This is a genomic window from Pseudoalteromonas sp. A22, from assembly GCF_018141345.1.
GTDB lineage: Bacteria > Pseudomonadota > Gammaproteobacteria > Enterobacterales > Alteromonadaceae > Pseudoalteromonas > Pseudoalteromonas maricaloris.
In genome coordinates this window covers 3365344-3386703 of the sequence record NZ_CP047238.1, presented here as the reverse complement: position 1 = coordinate 3386703, position 21360 = coordinate 3365344, and the positions used below count along the sequence as shown (strand labels likewise).

Here is a 21360-nt window from a genome sequence, read left to right as displayed (position 1 = left end):
TTTTTCTTGGTGAGTAAAGACGTTCATTCACCATTCAAGTTAGACTAATGTCTTACTGTCGTATCCACTCATTGAAAATACATCTTCATCCAACCTGTTTTGACTTATCTTTTTGTTTATAAAGACTTTTTAATTTTAATGAATATCACGTATCTGCAGTTTACGTAAACGTTAATTTGCCGTTACGACTAAGGTCTCAATTTCAACTTACCAAGCCGTTGCTACTCTCATTAAGGTCTATTAACACAACTTGCTCCATGTTGGAGCGGGTGATAGGAGATTTAAAATGGCTTTTAAAAGTGAAGAACAAGCGAAAGCATATTGGTCAGAAAATCTCGCCTTGATGTTTAAGCTACTCGCTATCTGGTTTGTCGTTTCATTTGGATTCGGCATCCTGTTAGTTGATGTGCTCAACGAAGTTCGTTTTTTTGGATTTAAACTCGGATTTTGGTTTTCTCAGCAAGGCGCAATTTATACTTTTGTTGCGTTAATTTTTGTCTACGTTTCAAAAATGAATGCGTTAGATAAAAAATACGGCGTGGATGAGTGAGGAGCTAATCGATGGATGTTCAAATTTTAACTTTTATTATCGTCGGCCTTAGTTTTGCGCTCTATATCGGTATCGCTATCTGGGCGAGAGCTGGGTCCACGAATGAATTCTATGTTGCTGGCGGCGGTGTACCTCCTGTTGCAAACGGTATGGCAACTGCTGCAGATTGGATGAGTGCAGCGTCCTTTATTTCAATGGCGGGGATTATTTCCTTCGCTGGTTACGACGGCGGTGTTTACCTCATGGGGTGGACCGGCGGTTATGTATTACTTGCCCTGTGCTTAGCACCTTATTTGCGTAAATTTGGTAAGTTCACGGTACCGGATTTTATCGGTGATCGTTACTATTCTCAGGTTGCACGTGTGGTTGCGATCCTGTGTGCTATCTTCATCTGTTTTACCTATATTGCCGGTCAAATGCGTGGTGTTGGTGTGGTGTTCTCTCGTTTCCTTGAAGTGGATATTGAAACGGGTGTTTACATCGGTATGGTGATTGTATTCTTCTACGCGGTACTTGGCGGTATGAAGGGGATCACTTATACACAGGTCGCTCAGTATTGTGTACTTGTCTTTGCTTATTTAGTTCCCGCTATTTTCATCTCACTGATGATGACAGGCCATTTACTACCACAAACCGGCTTTGGTGCAACGTTGGCTGATGGCTCGGGCACCTATCTACTCGACAAGCTAGATGGACTCAGTACCGAGCTCGGTTTTGCGCAGTACACTGAAGGTTCTAAGAGTATGGTTGACGTATTCGCTATTACCGCTGCACTTATGGTTGGTACTGCTGGTCTGCCACATGTAATCGTTCGCTTCTTTACCGTTCCTAGAGTAAAAGACACTCGTATTTCAGCTGCTTGGACCTTAGTGTTTATCGCTATCGTATATACAACTGCACCCGCTGTTGCGTCGTTCGCTCGTGTAAACATGATCGACACTATCAACGGTAAAGATGGTAGTGGCACGGTATATGAAGAAGCACCACAGTGGGTGAAAAACTGGGAAAGAACGGGCCTTATTGTATTCAATGATAAGAATGGTGACGGCAAAATGCAGTACTCTGCAGGCAAGATTGATGATCCTGCAAGTGCAAACGAAGTGAAGATTGACCGCGATATTATGGTATTGGCAAATCCAGAAATTGCGAATCTACCTGCGTGGGTGATTGCATTGGTCGCTGCAGGTGGTATTGCTGCGGCGCTATCGACAACCGCTGGTTTGCTACTGGTTATTTCAACATCGGTATCACATGACTTGTTGAAGCGTACCATTAAGCCGGATATCAACGATAAACAAGAATTGCTGGCTGCGCGCTTAGCGGCGATGGTCGCTATCGCAATCTCGGCATACTTTGGTATAAATCCGCCAGGGTTTGTCGCCTCGGTGGTTGCATTTGCCTTTGGTTTGGCTGCGGCGAGTTTCTTCCCTGCGATTATTATGGGGATATTCTCTAAGCGAATGAATAAAGAAGGTGCGATTGCTGGCATGGTTACGGGTATAGGCTTCACTGCAGCTTATATTATTTACTTTAAGTTTGTCAGCCCTGAGCTAAATGCCCCTGCAAACTGGTTGTTTGGGATTTCTCCTGAAGGGATCGGTATCGTAGGTATGCTAGTGAACTTCGTTGTAGCTGCACTGGTTATGAAGGTAACCGCGGATACACCTGAAGAAGTCAAAGTGATGGTTGATGGGATCCGTAACCCTAAAGGGTCTAGCGCTGCTCACGCACACTAAGCAATGCTAATCGAATTTGCCCAGCCCGTGTGCTGGGCAAATTTGTTTTTGATAGTGCAAAATTGTAGACGATTAAAAGGACAGTTAGGTATGACGCCAGAAATTCAAGATGTCTTTCAGTTTGTTTATAAACAAGCCCCGTTTTCTGAATTGCCCGAAGCGGCTACCAGCTACTTTTCAAAACATATCGAAATTGTTTATCTTAGCCAGACGAATCAACAAGATTGGCTTCAAGATGGCAAGCCAAATCTATATTTGCTGCGCTCAGGTGTGGTTGATCTTATCTCAGCAAAAGACGAAGTCATTGGTCGTATGAGCGAGGGAGACTACTTTGGTTATCCTTCTTTATTAACCGGTGATGCTATTCAAAATCGCATCGAAGTTCAAAAAGATGGCTTGGTTTATATTCTCAATGAGCAGAACTTTGATTTTTTACGCCGAGAATATAAACCTTTTGAGCAATACTTTGTTAGAGCACACGCTAACCGACTACTTTCTTCTCGTTATAAACAGCAAAGCGAAACTTGGTCAGAGCGGAAAATATCTGAACTAATGACTAAAGATGCGGTTACTATCGCGCCGACAGCGAGTATTCGTGAGGCCGCCAAATTGATGAGCCAGCATCGTGTTTCATCAATTATGGTCACGGAGCAAGCGCGCTTGGTTGGCGTTGTGACGGATAGAGATCTGCGCAATCGAGTTCTAGCGCAAGACAAAGATCCCAGTGCTCCACTTGCTGAGATCATGACGGAAAAGCCAAAACATATTTTTGAAAACAACCGTGTGTTTTCGGCCCTGCATTTAATGCTTAAGCACAATATCCATCACTTGCCTGTGTTAAATGAAGCATATAAACCATTGGGCATGCTGACCAGCACCGATCTACTGAGACAGCAAAAAAGTGATCCGGTGCAACTTATTGGCAGGATCTATAAAGCACAAAATCTTCTGGCTATCAAAAACTGCGCTCAGGAGATCCCAGATCTATTGCGTCAATTTTCCTATCATATCGAAGATATTTCACTGATTGGCAAGCTATTAAGTGGCCTCACTGATGCGCTAACATCAAGATTAATCTATTTATATCAACAGCAGCATGGTGCTGCACCATGCCGTTTTGCGTGGATCTGTTTTGGCTCTCAGGCACGAGAAGAGCAGACCTTACATTCAGATCAAGACAATGGTTTGTTGCTACCAGACAATATCAGCGAAAACGATCGTCGTTACTTTGCTGCTTTAGGCGCGTTTGTTTGTGAGCAACTCAACGAGTGCGGTATTCAATCTTGCCCGGGAAATATCATGGCTAGTAATGCAGATTGCCGTGGCACAGTTGCCCAGTGGACCGCCAAATTTAGCAAGTGGATCTTGTCTCCTACGCCAAAAGCGATGCTTAATTGCAAGATCTACTTTGATATGCGTTTTATTGATGGCGCCAGCGATCTCTATGCGACCCTGCGCCAATCTTTGGAGCAGATCAGTCGAAACGAGTTGTTTTATGCGGCAATGGCGACAGACATCAACGCAAACTCGGTACCGATCGGGATCTTTCAACAATTTAAGCTGGAAAAAGACAAGAGCAAACATAAGTATTTAGATTTGAAAAAACGTGGGGTTGCCATTATCAACGACGTGGTTAGGTTGTATGCGCTAAAGGTTGGGGTTGCAAGAGCTAACACCTTAGAGCGCCTAGAGGCACTGACTAAAAGCCCATTACTTGCTAAATCGGATATCGACAATCTAAAAGACTGTTGGCGGTTTTTAACACAATTGCGGTTAAAGACCCAAATCAACCGTGAAGGGTTACCAGGAAATTGTATTAACCCAGAAAACCTCTCTTCTCTTGAGCGCCATCAACTCAAAGAAGCATTTTATTTAGTCAAACAAGCACAGCAGGCGAGTGGGTTTAAGTTTGCTCGAGGGAGTTTATAAGCAATGAACTGGTTTTCTCACTCTGTTGCTAAGTGGCGCTATAAACATCTGCCGTTTGCGCAAGCCGAGTTAGTGGTGCTAGACCTTGAGCTCACCGGGCTTGACCCTAAGCGCCATGAAATTGTGTCGGCTGGTTGGTTGCCGATTAAAAATATGCGGATCCAGGTGAAAGATGCACAGTATCATTTGAACAGTGAAGTGCGAACGCTTGCACAAAGTCCAGTTTTTCACGGTATTGATAGTAGTCAATTGGCAGATGGTGAGTCCTTACAAACTTTGTTGCTGGCGCTTCAGCGCGCGCTCCACGGTAAAGTGTTGGTATGTCATAACGTACAGATGGATTGGGCGTTTCTTAAGGCGGCATTTCAGCGCTTTGAGCTAAACGTAAGACCTGCTTTGTTGTTAGATACCATGCAGATAGATAAGCGTCGTGTGTTAAAGCAAGGCTATCCGTTGGCGCAAGATGCATTAACACTAAACGCTTGTAGAATGCGTTATGGTTTACCTCCTCATCAATTGCATGATGCGCTTAGCGATGCTTTAGCGACAGCGGAGCTACTGTTGGCGCAATCTCAGGCCATTTGTGCTGGCGGTAAATGTAAAATTGCGGATTTAACTTGAGTTAAAAAATTGCCCTAGCCCCTTACACATTTCACTCAGGTCGATTACAATAGCGCCATCAAAACGAAGGGGAACTTTCGTACTTGCGACTTCATGGATTTTCAATTTAATGACAATCAAGCTTGCAATTAATGGCTTTGGTCGAATAGGGCGTAATATCGTAAGAGCACTCTATGAGTCGGGTCGTCACCACGAAATACAAATTGTAGCCATCAATGAGTTGGCGGATCCTAAAGGGATCGCGCATCTTCTAAAATACGATACCTCACATGGGCGTTTTGCTTTTCCAGTTTCGTTAACAGAATCTTTTTTGGAAGTCGCTGAGGATAAGATCCAGTTATTTTCAGAGCCAGATCCAAGTCACCTGCCTTGGCGCGCGCTGGATGTTGATGTGGTGCTTGATTGCACAGGCGTCTATCATTCTCGTCAGCACGCACTTGCGCATATTCAGGCTGGGGCAAAGAAAGTATTATTTTCACATCCTGCTGATGCTGATGTTGATGCGACGGTGATCTTCGGTATCAACGAAGAAATACTGTTACCTGAGCACACCATTGTGTCTAACGGCTCATGTACAACAAACTGTATTGTTCCGGTAATTAAAGTGCTAGACGATAAGTTTGGTGTTGAGTCCGGTGCTATTACTACTATTCACGCCTCTATGCATGATCAACAAGTGATTGATGCTTATCACAGTGATTTGCGGCGTACGCGTGCGGCAAGCCAATCCATCATTCCTGTTGATACTAAGCTGGCTCGCGGTATTGAGCGTATTTTACCTAAGTTCCAAGGTCGTTTTGAGGCGATCGCGGTACGGGTGCCAACAATCAATGTTACGGCGATGGATCTGAGCGTTACGCTCAATGAAAATGTCACAATTGATGCGGTAAACTCAGTTCTAAAGCAGGCCGCTGGTGGTCGTTTAGAAGGGGTACTGAGCTACACTGAAGAGCCGCTAGTGTCGGTTGATTTTAATCACGATCCACATTCTTGTATTATAGATGGTACGCAAACTCGAGTGAGTCACAAGCGCTTGGTTAAGCTACTAGTTTGGTGTGATAACGAGTGGGGTTTTGCTAATCGTATGCTTGATACCGCTTGCGTGATGATGCGTGGCTAATCATTTGTTTCAGACGCTGTTATAATCAAATTGTCTGCACAAAATTAAAACAATAATTCAAACCGAGGCAGCAAACGATTGCTGCCTTGTAGATAACAAAATGTATCGTTCTTTAAGGAGATGTCCAATGTCAGTCATTAAGATGGCGGATTTAGATTTAAACGGCAAGCGTGTGTTGATCCGCGAAGACCTAAATGTGCCAATTAAAGATGGCAAAGTCGCGTCGGACGCGCGGATCCGTGCTGCACTACCTAGTATCAAATTAGCGCTAGAAAAAGGCGCTAAGGTGATGGTGATGTCTCACCTTGGTCGTCCAACCGAGGGAGAATATGATGCACAATACTCTATGCAGCCGGTTGTGGATTATCTTAATGATGCGTTATCTCAAGATGTACGTTTAGTGACTGACTATCTTGACGGCGTGAATGTACAAGACAATGAAGTTATCGTATTCGAAAATGCGCGTTTTAACGTTGGCGAGAAGAAAGACGATGAAGTACTCGCGAAAAAACTAGCAGCGCTTTGTGATGTCTACGTGATGGATGCCTTTGGTACTGCGCACCGCGCACAGGCTTCAACACATGGTGTTGGCTTGTATGCTGAGGTGGCTTGTGCAGGTCCATTGCTTGCGGCTGAACTAGACGCACTTGGCAAAGCACTAGATAACCCAGCTCGTCCTTTGGTGGCCATCGTTGGCGGCTCTAAAGTATCAACCAAACTAACGGTGCTTGATTCATTGTCTAAGGTTGTTGACCAACTCGTGACTGGTGGCGGTATTGCGAATACTTTCATTGCTGCAGCGGGTAACCCTGTTGGTAAGTCGTTGTACGAAGCGGATTTGATCCCTGAAGCGAACAAGCTAGTGGCTGCTGCCAGAGCGAATGACGGCGATATTCCTGTTCCGACTGATGTGGTTGTAGGTAATGAGTTTTCAGAATCTGCAGTTGCTACCATTAAAGATGTAAGCGAAGTGTCAGACGAAGACATGATCTTCGACATCGGTCCTGATACTGCAACTCAACTTGCTGAGATCATTGCAAATGCTGGCACTGTGGTTTGGAATGGCCCTGTGGGCGTATTCGAATTTGACCAATTTGGTAATGGTACTGAAGCGATTGCCAATGCCATCGCTAAGTCGTCAGCATTCTCAATTGCTGGTGGTGGCGATACGTTAGCTGCTATCGATAAGTATGGTGTTGAGCAAGATATCTCTTATATTTCTACAGGTGGTGGTGCTTTCCTTGAATTCCTTGAGGGTAAAACACTTCCTGCGGTCGCCATGCTTGAGCAGCGAGCTAGAGACTAAAATTGATTGAGGTAGCGTTAAGCTGCCTCTTAATATCAGGTAAACATCACTCTCTCACATACTTGATGTTTGCTTGACGACGCGTAGCGTCCGGTTAGCCAACAAATAAAGTGGTTAACCTTATCAGCATTGGCTGGTGTAAACATATTATCCGTTCAAACCGATAGCGGTGGCTATCAACAATTGGAGAAAAGCAATATGGCTTTAATCAGTATGCGTCAACTTCTCGATCATGCAGCTGAGCATGGTTATGGCGTTCCGGCATTTAACGTGAATAACCAAGAGCAAATGCGTGCGATCATGGAAGCTGCGGACAAGACAAATAGTCCGGTTATCGTGCAAGGTTCTGCTGGTGCACGCAAATATGCTGGTGCACCATTTATCCGCCACATGATTTTAGCGGCTGTAGAAGAATGGCCTCATATTCCAGTTGTAATGCACCAAGATCATGGTACTTCACCTGCTGTATGTCAGCGCTCAATTCAACTTGGTTTCTCATCAGTCATGATGGACGGCTCTCTAATGGAAGACGGTAAAACGCCTTCAAGCTACGAGTATAATGTGGACGTTACTCGTCGTACCGTTGAAATGGCGCACGCTTGTGGCGTGTCTGTTGAGGGCGAGCTAGGTGTACTTGGTTCTCTTGAGACTGGTGAAGCTGGTGAAGAAGACGGTATTGGCGCTGAAGGTAAATTAACAGAAGATCAGCTACTAACAGATCCTGAAGAAGCTGCAGACTTCGTCAAGAAAACCAATGTAGATGCGCTTGCTATTGCATGTGGTACATCACACGGTGCTTATAAATTTACTCGTCCACCAACGGGCGATATCTTAGCAATTAACCGCATCAAAGAAATCCACGCTCGTATTCCTGATACTCACTTAGTAATGCATGGTTCGTCTTCAGTTCCGCAGGACTGGTTAGCAATCATCAATGAGTTTGGTGGTGAAATCCCTGAGACTTACGGTGTACCGGTTGAGCAAATTGTTGAAGGGATTAAATTCGGTGTTCGTAAAGTTAATATCGATACCGATCTACGTTTAGCATCAACAGGTGCTATTCGTCGCCACCTTGCGCAAAACCCAAGCAATTTCGATCCACGCAAATTCTTAGCTGAAGCGACGAAAGCGATGACTGAGATCTGTATTGCGCGCTACGAAGCGTTCGGTACAGCAGGTCAAGCAGCTAAGATCAAGCCAATTTCACTTGATGATATGCACTTGAGATATCTAACGGGTGAGTTAGATCCTAAAGTGAAATAACTTACCGGATCAAAATTTGACTAAGTAAAATTGTGCATCGCACTTTGATACTTCAAAAAGCCTCTGAAATAGAGGCTTTTTTGTATCTGATCCTTGATTGGAAGCCAATGTTCAATAGGGCTTGCAAGGTGAAAATATACTTAGATCGCCATTTTACTAGCGAGGTAAATAGGGATCAGATCTTTACTAACAAAGATCATTGTTTGACTAAGTGGATATATTTCAAAACCTCAGATCAATAAGTTAGCTTCGCTTAGATCATTTTTATACCAACTTGATCCAGTGTTAAGTAGTAAGAAGTTAGTAAGAAAATGATCTTGGGGACGATCTTGTTAGTAAAAATCTGATCCTGACAGTGGGTGATCCCTAGCAGTTAATAAAATACTGATCCCGGAGTCAGTTTCTTGATCTCCAGCTAAAAGTGTCTAACTTTAAAAATACGAGATCTGTTCGCTGCGTCCTCTCCGTCTGGCTTCGGCATCTCAAACCTTGTTGTACTGCGCCCAAATACTATCCAAGGTGATCAAAGATGAAAATGAAATACCTACCATTTGTTGCTCTAAGCCTTTGCTCTATGAGTGTTTGTAGTTATGCAAACGAAGCTGTATCTCTATACGGTAGAGCTCATGTCGGTGTACAGAATTCTGATAAAGATGGTGACAGCGATACTTCAATTGAAAGCTACAACTCTCGTATGGGATTAAAGGGAGCTGCAAAGCTGCAAGAAGGACTTGAGATTTTTTATAAATATGAATTCCAAGTTGAGATCACGGATCAAGATAAAGATGGTAAGTCAGGTGATAACCTTACAGCACGCTCTCAGTATCTTGGGGTTAAAGGGAGCTATGGTCAGCTCCTGATCGGCCGTGATGATACACCGATGAAAAAGTCGCAAGGCAAAGTGGACTTAATGAATGACTTTTCTGGTGATATTAATTCGTTCTTTGTTGGTGAAAATCGCCTTGGTGACACCGTGCAATATACGACTCCAGCGATCAATCATTTGCAGTTTACGGTGAGTTATATTGCCGAAGACAACAGCAAACAAAACGGCGAAGATGGCTTATCTTTGTCGGCAAGTTACGGTGATAGCAAACTCAAGAAAACCAATCTATATGTTGCTGTTGCCCATGATAATAAAGTTGCGGGGCAAGACATTAATCGCGTGACGGTACAAGGAAAACTAGGGGACTTTAAACTCGGCGGTATGTATCAACAAAATGAAGCGATAGATAGTGACGAGGAAGTAGACAGTTTTATGGTGAGTGCTGCCTACCAAATTGAGTCATATACCTTACTGGCTCAATATCAAGATTCGGATGGGGCAGCAGGTAAGCTGAAGGACTCTGGCAATGCAGCCTCTGTGGGTGTGGAAAAAAGTTTAAGTAAACAAGCTCGTATGTATCTTTGGTATTCGAAGTTTTCTTTGGATAACAACGAAGATCACAACACGATGGCGGTCACATTGAGATATGACTTTTAATTTACAAAGGCGTATGGCTATTTACAAAAGGCGTGCTGATTTTGCGGTGAATTGCGGTATCGCTTTTATTGTATGGCTTGGAGGTCTTAGTCCATATTTCGAAAACACTATTTTGAAACCAATATTTAGCATAAAATATGTTTAAAATCATATAACTATAAATAAATAAGGTATTCCCTTTGTAGCCAAAAAAGAGATTTTTTTGGCTTGTTTTGCGTTTACACGTTACACTTTCATAAAAATGTCACAGTTAGTCATAATAATGACATCAACAACGTCGGTAACGAGAGAACATTGGGAATGTCACGTAAAGTACTTGTAGTTGATGATGAAGCACCTATCAGAGAAATGTTGGTGTTCGTACTAGAGCAAAATGGTTTTCAAGCAATTGAAGCGGAAGACTATGATTCAGCGGTTGCTGCTATGGTAGAACCTTATCCAGATATGGTGCTACTAGACTGGATGCTGCCAGGAGGCAGTGGTATTCAAATTGCTAAAAAGTTTAAGCAAAGTGAATATACCCGTCAGATCCCAATCATCATGCTAACGGCAAGAGGTGAAGAGGAAGACAAAGTTAAAGGATTAGAGGTTGGTGCGGACGATTATGTGACAAAGCCTTTCTCTCCCAAAGAGCTAATGGCTCGTATCAAAGCGGTAATGCGCCGAGTTTCGCCGACGTCGCTAGAAGAAGCGATAGAAGTTCACGGGTTACGTTTAGACCCTATTTCTCACCGAGTGACATCTGCAGGCACAGAGTTAGATATGGGGCCAACAGAGTTTCGTTTATTACATTTCTTCATGACACACCCTGAACGTGTTTATAGCCGTGAGCAGCTGTTAGATCACGTATGGGGTACTAATGTGTACGTTGAAGATCGCACTGTAGACGTTCATATTCGTCGCTTACGTAAAGCTATCGCACCGCTTGGTCACGATCGCTTAGTGCAAACCGTACGTGGTGCAGGTTACCGCTTTTCGAGTAAACTGTAATTAGTATTCCAAGAGGAACTGAATTATTTGGTTCCTAAATGGATTTAGTCTATGTATCGAGTGATTGATAAACAGGCGTTAACAAGACGCCTGTTTTTGTATTTCCTACCACTAGCCTTAATTGGCTATTTAGTCAGTGCACCTTTTCTGTTTCTTTTCATCGGTGCTTTCGTCTTATTAGTTTGGCATTACAAACAACTCTATCGTTTGAGCGACTGGCTGCTCAACCAACGTAGTTTTAATCCACCTGAAGGTAAGGGCGCTTGGGAACAAGTGTTTGAAGGGATCTATCAGCTTCAGCAACGTAATCGCAAAAAGCGCAATGAACTCGCAGAACTGATCCGACGCTTTCGTGAAGGGGCTGAAGCTATCCCTGACGCGGTCGTTGTACTGCAACAAGATCTCAGTATTGTGTGGTGTAACCAATTAGCCTTGAAAGTGTTAGGTCTGCAATGGCCTACAGATCATGGTCAAAGATTGGATAACCTTATCCGAGATCCTAAATTTGTAAAATACATGCATGAACATCGCTTTGATGAAGCATTAGAGCTTGAGACCGGGCTTGCACATGAGCAAGTGTTGGAAATACGAGTCATGCCTTATGCCGAGCAGCTTATGCTGGTGGCGCGTGATGTTAGCCGACTAAAGCAATTAGAGCAGATGCGCAAAGACTTTGTCGCAAACGTATCTCATGAGCTAAGGACGCCGCTAACCGTCATGGCTGGCTATCTAGAGATGATGGATAGCGATAATATGCCACCCCCCGCGATGTGGGCTAAAGCACATGGCACTATGATAGATCAGTGTAAACGGATGGACAGTCTGGTAAATCAGCTTCTTTCCTTGTCTCGAATCGAAGGGGCGAGAAAGCAAGACAATGACAAAGCCGTGAATATTCCAGCGATGCTTGATCTTATTCATACCGAAGCCAAGTCACTTAATCAGGAAAAGGGCCATGAGCTCGTTTTTGATATTGATCCGACTTTGGATATCAAAGGGGCTGGGGATGAGTTACGCAGTGCTTACTCAAATTTAATTTTTAATGCTATTCATTACACCAAACCCGGTGGGCACATTCATGTACGTTGGTATTTAGAAAACGACTTGCCGACGTTTAGTGTTGTCGATAATGGTGATGGTATCGCGCCTGAACACATTAACCGACTAACTGAACGATTTTACCGAGTGGATAAAGCACGAAGCCGAAAAACAGGCGGCTCGGGCCTTGGTTTAGCAATTACTAAACATGTGTTGTCTCGCCATGACTCAGCTTTACATATTGAAAGCAAAGTGGGTGAAGGCTCTCGTTTTTGGTTTGCTTTCCCCAAACAAAAGCGAATTTTTATGACAAATGATGAAAGTCATAAAAGTGTAATTTAAGAGTAATTTTATTGTCATTTTATCGCTGCACAATGAGCTGCGTAAAATAACTGGGACCAACAACTGGAGTGACCCCAATGAAATTTAAAAGCTTAGTTGCCGCAATGGGTGTGGCTATTACTACATTAGTTTCTACTCAAGTATCTGCTTTAGACGAAAAGTTACCAGAGTATAATAAAACCAGCGGTATCTCAGGAAACTTCTCTTCTGTAGGTTCTGATACGCTTGCCAACATGATGACGTTTTGGGCAGAAGAATATAAAAGAATTTACCCTAACGTAAATATCCAAATCCAAGCGGCTGGTTCTTCTACTGCGCCACCAGCACTAACGGAAGCAACGGCAAACTTTGGCCCAATGAGCCGTAAGATGAAGTCAAAAGAAATCGAAGCTTTTGAAAAGCGTTATGGTTATAAGCCAACAGAAATCCGCGTAGCAATTGATGCGCTAGCGGTATTTGTACACAAAGATAACCCAATTGAAGGCTTAACAATTGAACAGGTTGATTCAATCTTCTCTTCAACGCGCAAGTGTGGTTCGGCAGCACAGGCAAATCGCTGGAGTGATGTTGGTCTAACGGGTGATTGGGCAGCAAAAGATATTCAGCTTTATGGTCGTAACTCAGTATCTGGTACTTATGGTTACTTCAAGAAAAAAGCACTGTGTAAAGGTGACTTCCGCAATAATGTTAACGAGCAGCCAGGTTCTGCGTCTGTAGTACAGTCTATCTCGTCTTCAGTGAATGCGATTGGTTACTCTGGTATTGGTTATAAAACGTCAGGCGTACGTACCGTACCACTAGCGAAAAAAGGCACGAACTACGTTGACGCAACATTAGAAAATGTGGCACAGGGCAAATACCCACTGTCTCGCTTCCTATACCTATATGTGAACAAGCACCCTAATAAAGAATTAGCACCTATCGAGGCTGAATTCTTGAAGATGGTATTGTCTAAAGAAGGTCAAAAAATTGTTGAGAAAGACGGTTATGTTCCTCTTTCTAGCGAAATGGCGACACGTGAATTGAAAAAGTTAGGTTTACTTTAGTCAATTACTCAACCCGCTAATTACTTGTTGTTATTAATGCCGCTCATTGAGCGGCATTTTTTATTTTCACACTTCCATGTTCCCAGATTGAATAATTTGTTTAAATCTTCATCCTCAAGCGGCAAAAAAGCTGGAAATATTCTATATTTAGTTAAAATTTATAATAAATCAGTCGATAATGAACTCGTCTTACTTCAAAAGGTGTATATATGAGTCTAGGTACTGCTTTTGCTGATCTTAGTATCACCAAAAAGATCCACGCAATTACGCTCGTTGCGGTTGTCGCTTTTGTGGTTATCGTGTTTGTTAATTACAACGCTATTAGCTCTAATCAAAGGGCATTAAATGAATTAGAGGAGCAGACATACAAAATTCTTAACCTCGCCACAGAAAACGCAAATAAGCTGCAGAATTTAGATGAGCTATTCACTCAAGCTGTAACCTTCGGGGATGCTGAATTACTAGATAAAGCAAAAGAATATCAACAGCAAATCCAAGCGAACCTGCAAAAAATTGAGTCGGTACAAAGCGGCTTTATGCCTTCAGATAATAGCGATGAACTTGCACAATACGGCAAAATTGCGCAACAAATTGCTGGGGGAATGATAGATGGTACAGCTGATTTTTCCCGCATCCAAGAAGATGCCAAAAAGAAAACTGAAATCTACGAAGGCCTAGTCGCAGATTTTACCAAGGCTAAAACGAACGCGAATGATCGTTTTGTTGAATTACTTCAAAATACCGAAGCGCGTTCAGCAAACGCGCTCACGATAATGTTGATTGTGGCCGTTATTTCTTTACTTGTTTTGGTTTTCTTAGCGGTTGTGATTGCAAGAGGTATTGGTAACTCTGCTAAGGATGCGGCGCAAAATCTGAAACTATTAGCGCAGGGGCAGGGTTCTTTGTCTACTACGCTCAATGTGCGCTCTCACGATGAAATTGGCCAAGTATCCATAAACTTCAATGAATTTGTTGCGTTACTAAAAGGGGCGGTTGTCGAGGTGATGAGTGTCGTCGAGCCTTTGATGAAAGACTCAAGTCGTCTTGTTCAGGGCATGGAAAAAGCTGAAGGAGCAACGAATCAACAAACGCATGACGCGGAAGTGGTACGTCAATCTATGGAAGAAATGCGGTTAAGTGTTGGTGATATCTCTCACTCGGCGTCACAAGCTTCTGATGCTGCCCAGCTGGCCGAACAAGAAGTTGAGCAGAGTAAGCGCCAAATTCAGGTGTCAGTTAACGAATCACAAGCGTTAAGTGAAGAAATTAATCATGCAGCAGAGACGATCAATAAGCTAGCTGATGATACGCAGAACGTGACGCAAATATTAAATGTGATTACATCAATCGCAGAGCAAACCAATTTACTTGCTTTAAATGCTGCGATTGAGGCGGCTCGTGCTGGTGAGCAAGGTCGAGGTTTTGCAGTGGTTGCTGATGAAGTCCGCGAATTAGCCTCAAGAACAGCAAAGTCGACCAACGAGATAAGAGAACTTTTAAACGTGTTAACAGAAGCGGCAAATCAAGCGGTGAAAGCAATGACAAGTGCAAGCAGTATGGCAATTAATAACGCTGAAGCTGCAGCACAAACCGGGCAGTCGATTGAGCAGATAGCAGCACAAATCTTGTCAATTAATAGCATGAATGGTCAAATTGCTGCGGCAACGGAAGAGCAGACCTCGGTAGCAGCTATGGTGGTAAATAATGTGACATCTATGCACCAGTCTTTCCAAGACACAATGCAAGCGTTGAATGAAGTACAAGACGTTGCTGAGAATCTTCATGTACTGTCCGACAACTTGAAAGATGCGACCTCAAAATTTAGAGTCTAATGCTTTAATTTTTAAACGATAAATAAAAACAGCCACATTAAGTGGCTGTTTTTATTTGATAAGGAATATTAGGGCCTGTTTATCTTTCAAGTTTGCTTTTGCAGCAGTTTGATTGGTATTTATACAAGGCAGAGCCTGCGTAGCATAGTCATTCTATGTGAGTCAGGCGAGAACACAGTAGAAATGCCAATCAAGCGCTGCCCTTTGGGTTCACCTGAGTTCGCTTTGTTCATTGTTGCTCAACTTTTGCCTAGATCACTAGGCGGCAAGTCGAGCGTCGCGATCAAAACCCACTCAGAAGAACAAAAATCAAACAGCAAAGGTCAACAGGCCCTAGTATTTACCTATCACTTTGACGGTATCGGTTACTTTACTTGCATCAATATAACCAATTGCGTCTGCATTGCTCGAAACAAAATCGATTACCGCTTGATCGCTATCTAGCTTCTTCGGAGGTGTTCCTTTACCGGTGAATACTAATTTAGACCAATGAGCATTTAGCTGAGAGCTCGATTTACCAATCACTTTGTCGTTAAACTCATCGAATACAGCATTACCATCCTGATTCACAGGGGTCGCACTACTACCATCGGCAAATGATTTGCTTTTGCCAAGGAATAACTTTTTGATAGTACCGTCATCCACAGTAGATGCATTTGCTGAGTTCACGATAACGGCAACATCTGCTAAAGCTGCTTGGCTGGCTAACAGTAGCCCTAAGGTCATTATTTTTTTAATCATATTAGCCTCCGTTAGAATACTAAATCGATACCGAAGCTCAACAGTTCAACTTTTTGATCTGTCAATGTGTTATCGAATTGGTTTAGTTCAATCTTGAATGCTGCTGACGGATGGAAGTCATAACGTGCACCAATACTCCACGTTTCTGATTCTGCACGAGCACCTGCAAGCGCACCATTAACAAGTGTTCTTAGATAAGGTGCATTTGGATTAGTTGGATCTGTCGTGACAGGAATGGTTACACCATTTGGAGCGGTGATGGTGAGTGGGACAGAGTTAAACTCGTCACTCTCATTCTTATCTTCATTGTGTTCGTAGGTTAGGTGGACTGTCCATGCATCAATACGGTAACCGAGGGAAGCGTAATACTGCTGTTGTTTAGCTAGTATGCTGTTATCCACTTCAAACTGAGTGTATTCTGCATCGAACAAGATATCGTTGTAGTCGATAGCAATACCTATCGCGGCAAAGTAAGCATCATCTTTATCGACAGCAATATCATCCGCTTGTTGAGTTAGCCCATAGCCAGTTAACCCTGCCAACAATCCCGATAGTTCAGGGCTATTAGCTGCACTAATGCTCGCTTCGGTAGCAAAGTAGGCCGCACGCGCACTGAACCAATCTCTGCTTAGTGTCCAGTTAATACCTACTGTGTTGTTCAACTCAGCTTCATCTGAGTAGGTAATAGCAACAATGTCGTCATCTACGCTGCCTAAAGCTAGCTGTACAGTGCTTTCCCATTCCCCTAATGTCGAATTATGGATATAACTCAATCCGTTATAGGTGCTAAAGCTTAGGTTATATACAGATTGAGGTGGTTTAACCCAGCGGTATGCATAGCCCACATCTAAAAAGTCAGAATAGCGATAGAATGGTATGCGCATTTTACCTGCGCTTATCTGTGACGAGTCTGAAATCGCATAAGTTAAGTATGCCCATTCAAACTCGGCATCAAAGTCATTCTGACCACGGCCTACGATCTGTGCTGTGGCAGTTAGACTTTCTTGTAGATCGGCGGAAAGTTGTAGGGCGAATAAGCTACGATTCTCCATATCAAAATCATTGTCATAGCCATATAGTGTGTCGTCACTATCTAGCGTTTGACCACCAATAATGGAAGCAAAACCATTAATTCTGATTTCAGCGGCGCTGTGAAAACTCACTGTCCCAAGCGCTATCGCTAATGCAATTGCTGACTTTTTCATATTGATTCCCATTTTCTTTGCAAAGAGTCGTGTCTGTAACACTCATTAAAAGCGCTGATACTGAGCTCAACAATAGTGTTACTTTTGTCTTAGAGATTAGAATAAAAACCAGAAATAACAAGTTATTAAGAAAAGTTAGTGCTCACTGCTTGCATTGTTTAAGAAACCAAGTCTTGAGCTAAGTTAAGTTGGTGTTGTATGTCTATCTCATCAGACCAGTTTATTGTATCGCAAAATATTCTAAAAAGGTGAATAAAAAATAACGGCGGGAATTAGAAAGTGCTTGTATTTAAAAGAATATTAAGGGAATTTTTTTGCCAAAAAGAGCAAACTATCGTTTGCTCTCGGTAATTTTTTCAGCCTGTACTTTGCAGGCATTATACTGCTCAATACATTTATCAGTGCATATCTGTAAAGACATTGTCTCTGGTGTGTTTTGCATCTCACAGCTGCGTTCGCATTGATAGTTCTGCTGTGCACACTGATTCAACTCAGGTGAGATAGAGTTACTGCACCCCAATAGGGTGGTAGAAAATACTAATAAGGCGAACGCAATTTTCATTATTATTCCTTAGACCGTGACTTGAATATTATCAATCAGTCTGACTTTGCCAAGAAAAGCTGCGGCAAGAATGACGAGTTGATTATCTGCGAGTGTAGCAGGTTTCAAGCTATCTTTTTGGCAAATGTTAAAATAATCCAACTTTAAACCCGCATTATGCAGCATTTCTGTTGCATTTTTTGTTACCTTCGAAAAATCTTTTTCGCCATTCTCTATAGCGTCAGCTGCTGCTTTTAGCGCTTGAAAAAGTACTTTAGCAGTATCTTTTTCAGATTCAGAGAGGTAACCATTACGTGAGCTCATCGCCAGTCCAGAAACTTCTCTTTGAGTCGCAACACCAATCACTTCAACAGGGATAGACAAGTCTTTCACCATTGTTTTGATGACCTGTAACTGTTGAAAGTCTTTTTCCCCAAAGCAGGCAAAATCAGGTTGTACTAGATTAAACAGTTTAGTGACAACCGTTGCAACGCCACGAAAGTGTCCAGGGCGTGTACCACCACAGTGTCCTTCAGATACTCCCGGCACATCAACAAAACTCTGCGCATTTAGGCCGTTAGGATAGATGGTCTCAACGGTAGGCGTAAATACAATATCGGTTTCTAGTTCTGCAAGGCCTTGCTTGTCTTGCTCAAGCGTACGTGGGTAGCTGTCGAGGTCTTCGTTCGCACCAAATTGCATTGGGTTTACAAAGATACTGACAACGACTTTATCCGCTAGGGTTTTCGCTTTTTCTACTAAGGAAAAATGACCACGGTGAAGGTTGCCCATCGTTGGTACGAAGGCAATGCTCAACCCTTGTTGGCGCCAAGCTTTAATCTGGCTTCGTAACGATTTAATCTCAGTAACTGATTGCATGTTGTACTCTAACTCAATAATAACAATACCAACCCAAACAAAACGCTTGGATCAGACTCAGCGATAAGCATCGCTCATCGCAAATTTAATTAAATTCGTGATCAGGCCCCGGGAAGTCACCTGATTGCACGTCTGCACAAAACTTTTTCACCGCATCTGGCATGTTGCCAGTTTCGAGCAGGAAGTTCTTCGAGAACTTAGGAATATAGCCTGCAGAAATACCGACCAAGTCATGCATAACCAAAATTTGGCCATCGGTCTCTTTACCAGCGCCAATACCAATGACCGGAATTGCCACGGCGTCGGTAATACGTTTAGCCAGTGCTGAAGGCACACATTCAATCACAATCATTTGAGCACCAGCACGTTCTAACGCTTGTGCATCGGCTATCATCTTTTGCGCTTGTGCTTCTTCACGACCTTGAATTTTAAAGCCGCCAAACACGTGCACTGATTGTGGGGTTAAACCTAAATGACCACAAACTGGGATCCCTTGCTGAGTAAGCAGTGCAATGCTGTCGTAAAGCCATTCACCACCTTCAAGCTTAACCATATTAGCACCAGAGCGCATCAAGGTAGCTGCATTCTGACAGGCTGACTGCGGATCTGAATAGCTCATAAAAGGCATATCGGCGATAACGAATAGCTCTTTACTACCAGCTCTGACACAACGGGTGTGATAGGCAATGTCATCCGTGGTAACGGCTAAAGTGTCTTCACCACCTTGTAAAACCATACCCAGAGAATCACCCACTAAGATGACATCTACGCCATTGTCGTGAAATAACTTTGCAAAACTTGCATCGTATGCGGTGAGGGCTGTTATTTTTGTTCCTTCACGCTTCATTTTGGCAAGTGTTGAGACGGAAATTTTTGCCATGGTAAACCCCTTGGATTGGTTTATTTGAGGATTGCTAATCCGTTAAGTGGTAACTTTTGTGTTAAAGAACTAAGCTCAGTGCCATCAGGTAATTTGAGCTCTGGCGCTATCTCTAATAGTGGATAGACGACAAATTCTCTTACTTTCAAGCCGTAATGTGGCACCGTAAGTCTATCACTGTTAATGGTGTCGGTATTAAAAAGCAGAATATCTAAATCGAGCGTGCGCGGTCCCCAGCGCTCAGCTTTGCGTACACGACCATGTTCAAGCTCTATTTGTTGCAACACATCGAGTAAAGACTCTGCTGTTAATGATGTCGCCAGTTTTGCTACGGCATTCACATAATCAGGTTGATCTTGAGGACCCATAGGTTTTGAGCCATACAGGCTAGAGTGCTGGACAAGCGAGAGGTCTGGATGGGCGGCGAGCACATCGAGTGCTCGCTTTATTTGTGCCATCGGTTCGGATAGGTTTGCACCCAATCCAATGTACGCAATATTCATTTAATCTTCTTTTGGTTTTCTTTTTGGCTTACGTCTATTATAACGACGCTTAGGTTTGCTTTGGTTACCTAAGTTGCGCACCATGTCTTTTTGGCCGGTGACGTCATTCTTGAGGTAATCAGTCCACCAAGCTGCAAGTTCTTCTTGCTCTTGCTCACCACTTTCAACACGCAATAATAGGAAATCATATGCGGCTTTGAATCTCGGCTGCAAGCTTAGGCGATATGCACGCTGGCCTGAACGTTTATCTAGGCGTTGTTGAATATGCCAGATATCTCGGGCACCTAAAGTAAAGCGTTTAGGCACTGCAACGTGTTTAGCATTTTCAGCAAGGACGTGATTAATGGCTTGCATAAAGGCATCATATTCATTCATACCTTCGGCCGCGAGCGCTTCACTTTTAGCTAAAATAGGGAACCATAAAAGCGCTGCATAGATAAAGGCAGGGGTTACTTTTTTATCCGCGTTGATACGGCTATCCGTATTGGCAAACATTTGCTGAATAAAGCGACGTTCAAAGTCATTATCAGGCTGTGCTAGGATTTTATCTAACGCCGGGAATAATTGTGCAAACAAGCCGTATTCACGCATCTGAAGAAAGTTTTCTTCCGCTTTACCATTTAAAAATAGCTTTAGCGTTTCTTCGAACAAGCGTGCAGCTGGAATATGCCCAAGTAACGGCGCTAGTGCTTTAATCGGAGTGCGGGTCGGGGTAGCAATCTCCATATCCAGTTTGGTTGCAAAGCGGATAGCTCTCAGCATACGTACCGGATCTTCACGATAGCGAGTTTCAGGGTCGCCAATCAGCTCAATTTTACGCGCTTTAATGTCAGCAACACCACCGGCAAAGTCGCGTAAAGTAAAGTCATTAATCGAATAATATAGCGCATTGATAGTAAAGTCGCGGCGCTCGGCGTCTTCTTCAATACTGCCGTAGACATTGTCGCGTAATAGCTGCCCGTGTTCGCTGGCTTGACTTGTCGTGGCACAAGAATCATCACTTTGATGGTGGCCACGCATGGTGGCAACTTCAATAATTTCCCGTCCAAAAACAATGTGCGCAAGACGGAAGCGACGACCTATTAAGCGACAGTTACGGAAGAGCTTTTTGATTTGTTCAGGTGTTGCATTGGTAACGACATCAAAGTCTTTAGGTTCTATTCCTAGCATGATATCGCGGATACAACCACCAACTAAGTAGGCATCATAGCCACCGTCTTTTAAGCGATAGAGCACTTTGATAGCGTTAGGGCTAAATTGTTTACGAGATATACCATGCTCGCTGCGAGGAATTATCGCAGGTGTCGGGCTGGCCATTTTCACCGTCTCATCGCCTTTTCCAGTTACAAACTGGC

At 43.3% G+C, this 21360-nt stretch carries 19 protein-coding genes; 12 read left to right on the top strand and 7 right to left on the bottom strand.

The genetic code is table 11. The features are described 5' to 3' along the window. The first annotated feature begins 286 nt into the window (after positions 1-286). The 12 genes from GSF04_RS20155 to GSF04_RS20100 all read left to right on the top strand — a co-directional run bounded on the left by GSF04_RS20155 (position 287) and on the right by GSF04_RS20100 (position 15256). On the top strand, positions 287-550 hold the full coding sequence (locus GSF04_RS20155) for a DUF4212 domain-containing protein (RefSeq protein ID WP_010607553.1): 264 nt from the start codon (positions 287-289) through the stop codon (positions 548-550). 11 nt (positions 551-561) lie between these two features. After that, positions 562-2286 (top strand): sodium:solute symporter family protein, encoded by a 1725-nt coding sequence (locus GSF04_RS20150; protein ID WP_017216580.1) that lies wholly within the window; start codon positions 562-564, stop codon positions 2284-2286. Between the two features lie 90 nt (positions 2287-2376). Next, entirely contained in the window at positions 2377-4215 is a 1839-nt protein-coding gene (locus GSF04_RS20145) for a DUF294 nucleotidyltransferase-like domain-containing protein (RefSeq protein ID WP_211858607.1), read from the top strand. A 3-nt stretch (positions 4216-4218) separates the two neighbouring features. Continuing rightward, the gene (locus GSF04_RS20140) at positions 4219-4836 is read left to right on the top strand and encodes a 3'-5' exonuclease (RefSeq protein ID WP_211858604.1); all 618 of its coding nucleotides are present in this window, start codon (positions 4219-4221) and stop codon (positions 4834-4836) included. A 109-nt stretch (positions 4837-4945) separates the two neighbouring features. Then, positions 4946-5956, top strand: a complete 1011-nt coding sequence (epd, locus tag GSF04_RS20135; protein WP_010607557.1) for an erythrose-4-phosphate dehydrogenase — start codon at positions 4946-4948, stop codon at positions 5954-5956. A gap of 127 nt (positions 5957-6083) precedes the next feature. Further along, positions 6084-7262, top strand: coding sequence for a phosphoglycerate kinase (locus tag GSF04_RS20130; protein WP_211858603.1), 1179 nt, complete (start codon positions 6084-6086; stop codon positions 7260-7262). Between the two features lie 198 nt (positions 7263-7460). Next, complete coding sequence (fba, locus tag GSF04_RS20125; RefSeq protein ID WP_010378749.1) at positions 7461-8525, top strand: class II fructose-bisphosphate aldolase; 1065 nt, start codon at positions 7461-7463, stop codon at positions 8523-8525. 529 nt (positions 8526-9054) lie between these two features. Continuing rightward, positions 9055-10008 carry a porin gene (locus tag GSF04_RS20120; RefSeq protein WP_211858601.1) on the top strand — a complete coding sequence of 318 codons (954 nt, stop codon included), beginning with the start codon at positions 9055-9057 and terminating at the stop codon, positions 10006-10008. A gap of 300 nt (positions 10009-10308) precedes the next feature. Continuing rightward, a complete protein-coding gene (phoB, locus tag GSF04_RS20115; RefSeq protein ID WP_010378755.1) occupies positions 10309-10998 on the top strand; it encodes a phosphate regulon transcriptional regulator PhoB in 690 nt (229 codons plus the stop codon). Between the two features lie 51 nt (positions 10999-11049). Further along, the gene (phoR, locus tag GSF04_RS20110; protein WP_039491473.1) at positions 11050-12378 is read left to right on the top strand and encodes a phosphate regulon sensor histidine kinase PhoR; all 1329 of its coding nucleotides are present in this window, start codon (positions 11050-11052) and stop codon (positions 12376-12378) included. A gap of 77 nt (positions 12379-12455) precedes the next feature. After that, on the top strand, positions 12456-13424 hold the full coding sequence (locus GSF04_RS20105; RefSeq protein ID WP_017216573.1) for a phosphate ABC transporter substrate-binding protein: 969 nt from the start codon (positions 12456-12458) through the stop codon (positions 13422-13424). A gap of 209 nt (positions 13425-13633) precedes the next feature. After that, on the top strand, positions 13634-15256 hold the full coding sequence (locus GSF04_RS20100) for a HAMP domain-containing methyl-accepting chemotaxis protein (protein WP_211858599.1): 1623 nt from the start codon (positions 13634-13636) through the stop codon (positions 15254-15256). Between the two features lie 333 nt (positions 15257-15589). Here GSF04_RS20100 and GSF04_RS20095 read toward each other — a convergent pair whose 3' ends face one another. The 7 genes from GSF04_RS20095 to pcnB all read right to left on the bottom strand — a co-directional run bounded on the left by GSF04_RS20095 (position 15590) and on the right by pcnB (position 21322). Next, complete coding sequence (locus tag GSF04_RS20095; protein WP_211858596.1) at positions 15590-15997, bottom strand: phosphate ABC transporter substrate-binding protein; 408 nt, start codon at positions 15995-15997, stop codon at positions 15590-15592. A gap of 11 nt (positions 15998-16008) precedes the next feature. Next, positions 16009-17202, bottom strand: a complete 1194-nt coding sequence (locus tag GSF04_RS20090; RefSeq protein ID WP_211858594.1) for a porin — start codon at positions 17200-17202, stop codon at positions 16009-16011. 331 nt (positions 17203-17533) lie between these two features. After that, positions 17534-17764, bottom strand: a complete 231-nt coding sequence (locus GSF04_RS20085; RefSeq protein WP_039491465.1) for a hypothetical protein — start codon at positions 17762-17764, stop codon at positions 17534-17536. A 9-nt stretch (positions 17765-17773) separates the two neighbouring features. Further along, entirely contained in the window at positions 17774-18622 is an 849-nt protein-coding gene (gene panC, locus GSF04_RS20080; protein ID WP_211858592.1) for a pantoate--beta-alanine ligase, read from the bottom strand. A gap of 85 nt (positions 18623-18707) precedes the next feature. Further along, positions 18708-19502 carry a 3-methyl-2-oxobutanoate hydroxymethyltransferase gene (gene panB / locus GSF04_RS20075; RefSeq protein WP_017216568.1) on the bottom strand — a complete coding sequence of 265 codons (795 nt, stop codon included), beginning with the start codon at positions 19500-19502 and terminating at the stop codon, positions 18708-18710. Between the two features lie 20 nt (positions 19503-19522). Further along, the gene (folK, locus tag GSF04_RS20070) at positions 19523-20005 is read right to left on the bottom strand and encodes a 2-amino-4-hydroxy-6-hydroxymethyldihydropteridine diphosphokinase (protein ID WP_211858589.1); all 483 of its coding nucleotides are present in this window, start codon (positions 20003-20005) and stop codon (positions 19523-19525) included. Further along, the gene (gene pcnB / locus GSF04_RS20065) at positions 20006-21322 is read right to left on the bottom strand and encodes a polynucleotide adenylyltransferase PcnB (protein WP_029215927.1); all 1317 of its coding nucleotides are present in this window, start codon (positions 21320-21322) and stop codon (positions 20006-20008) included. Positions 21323-21360: the final 38 nt, after the last annotated feature.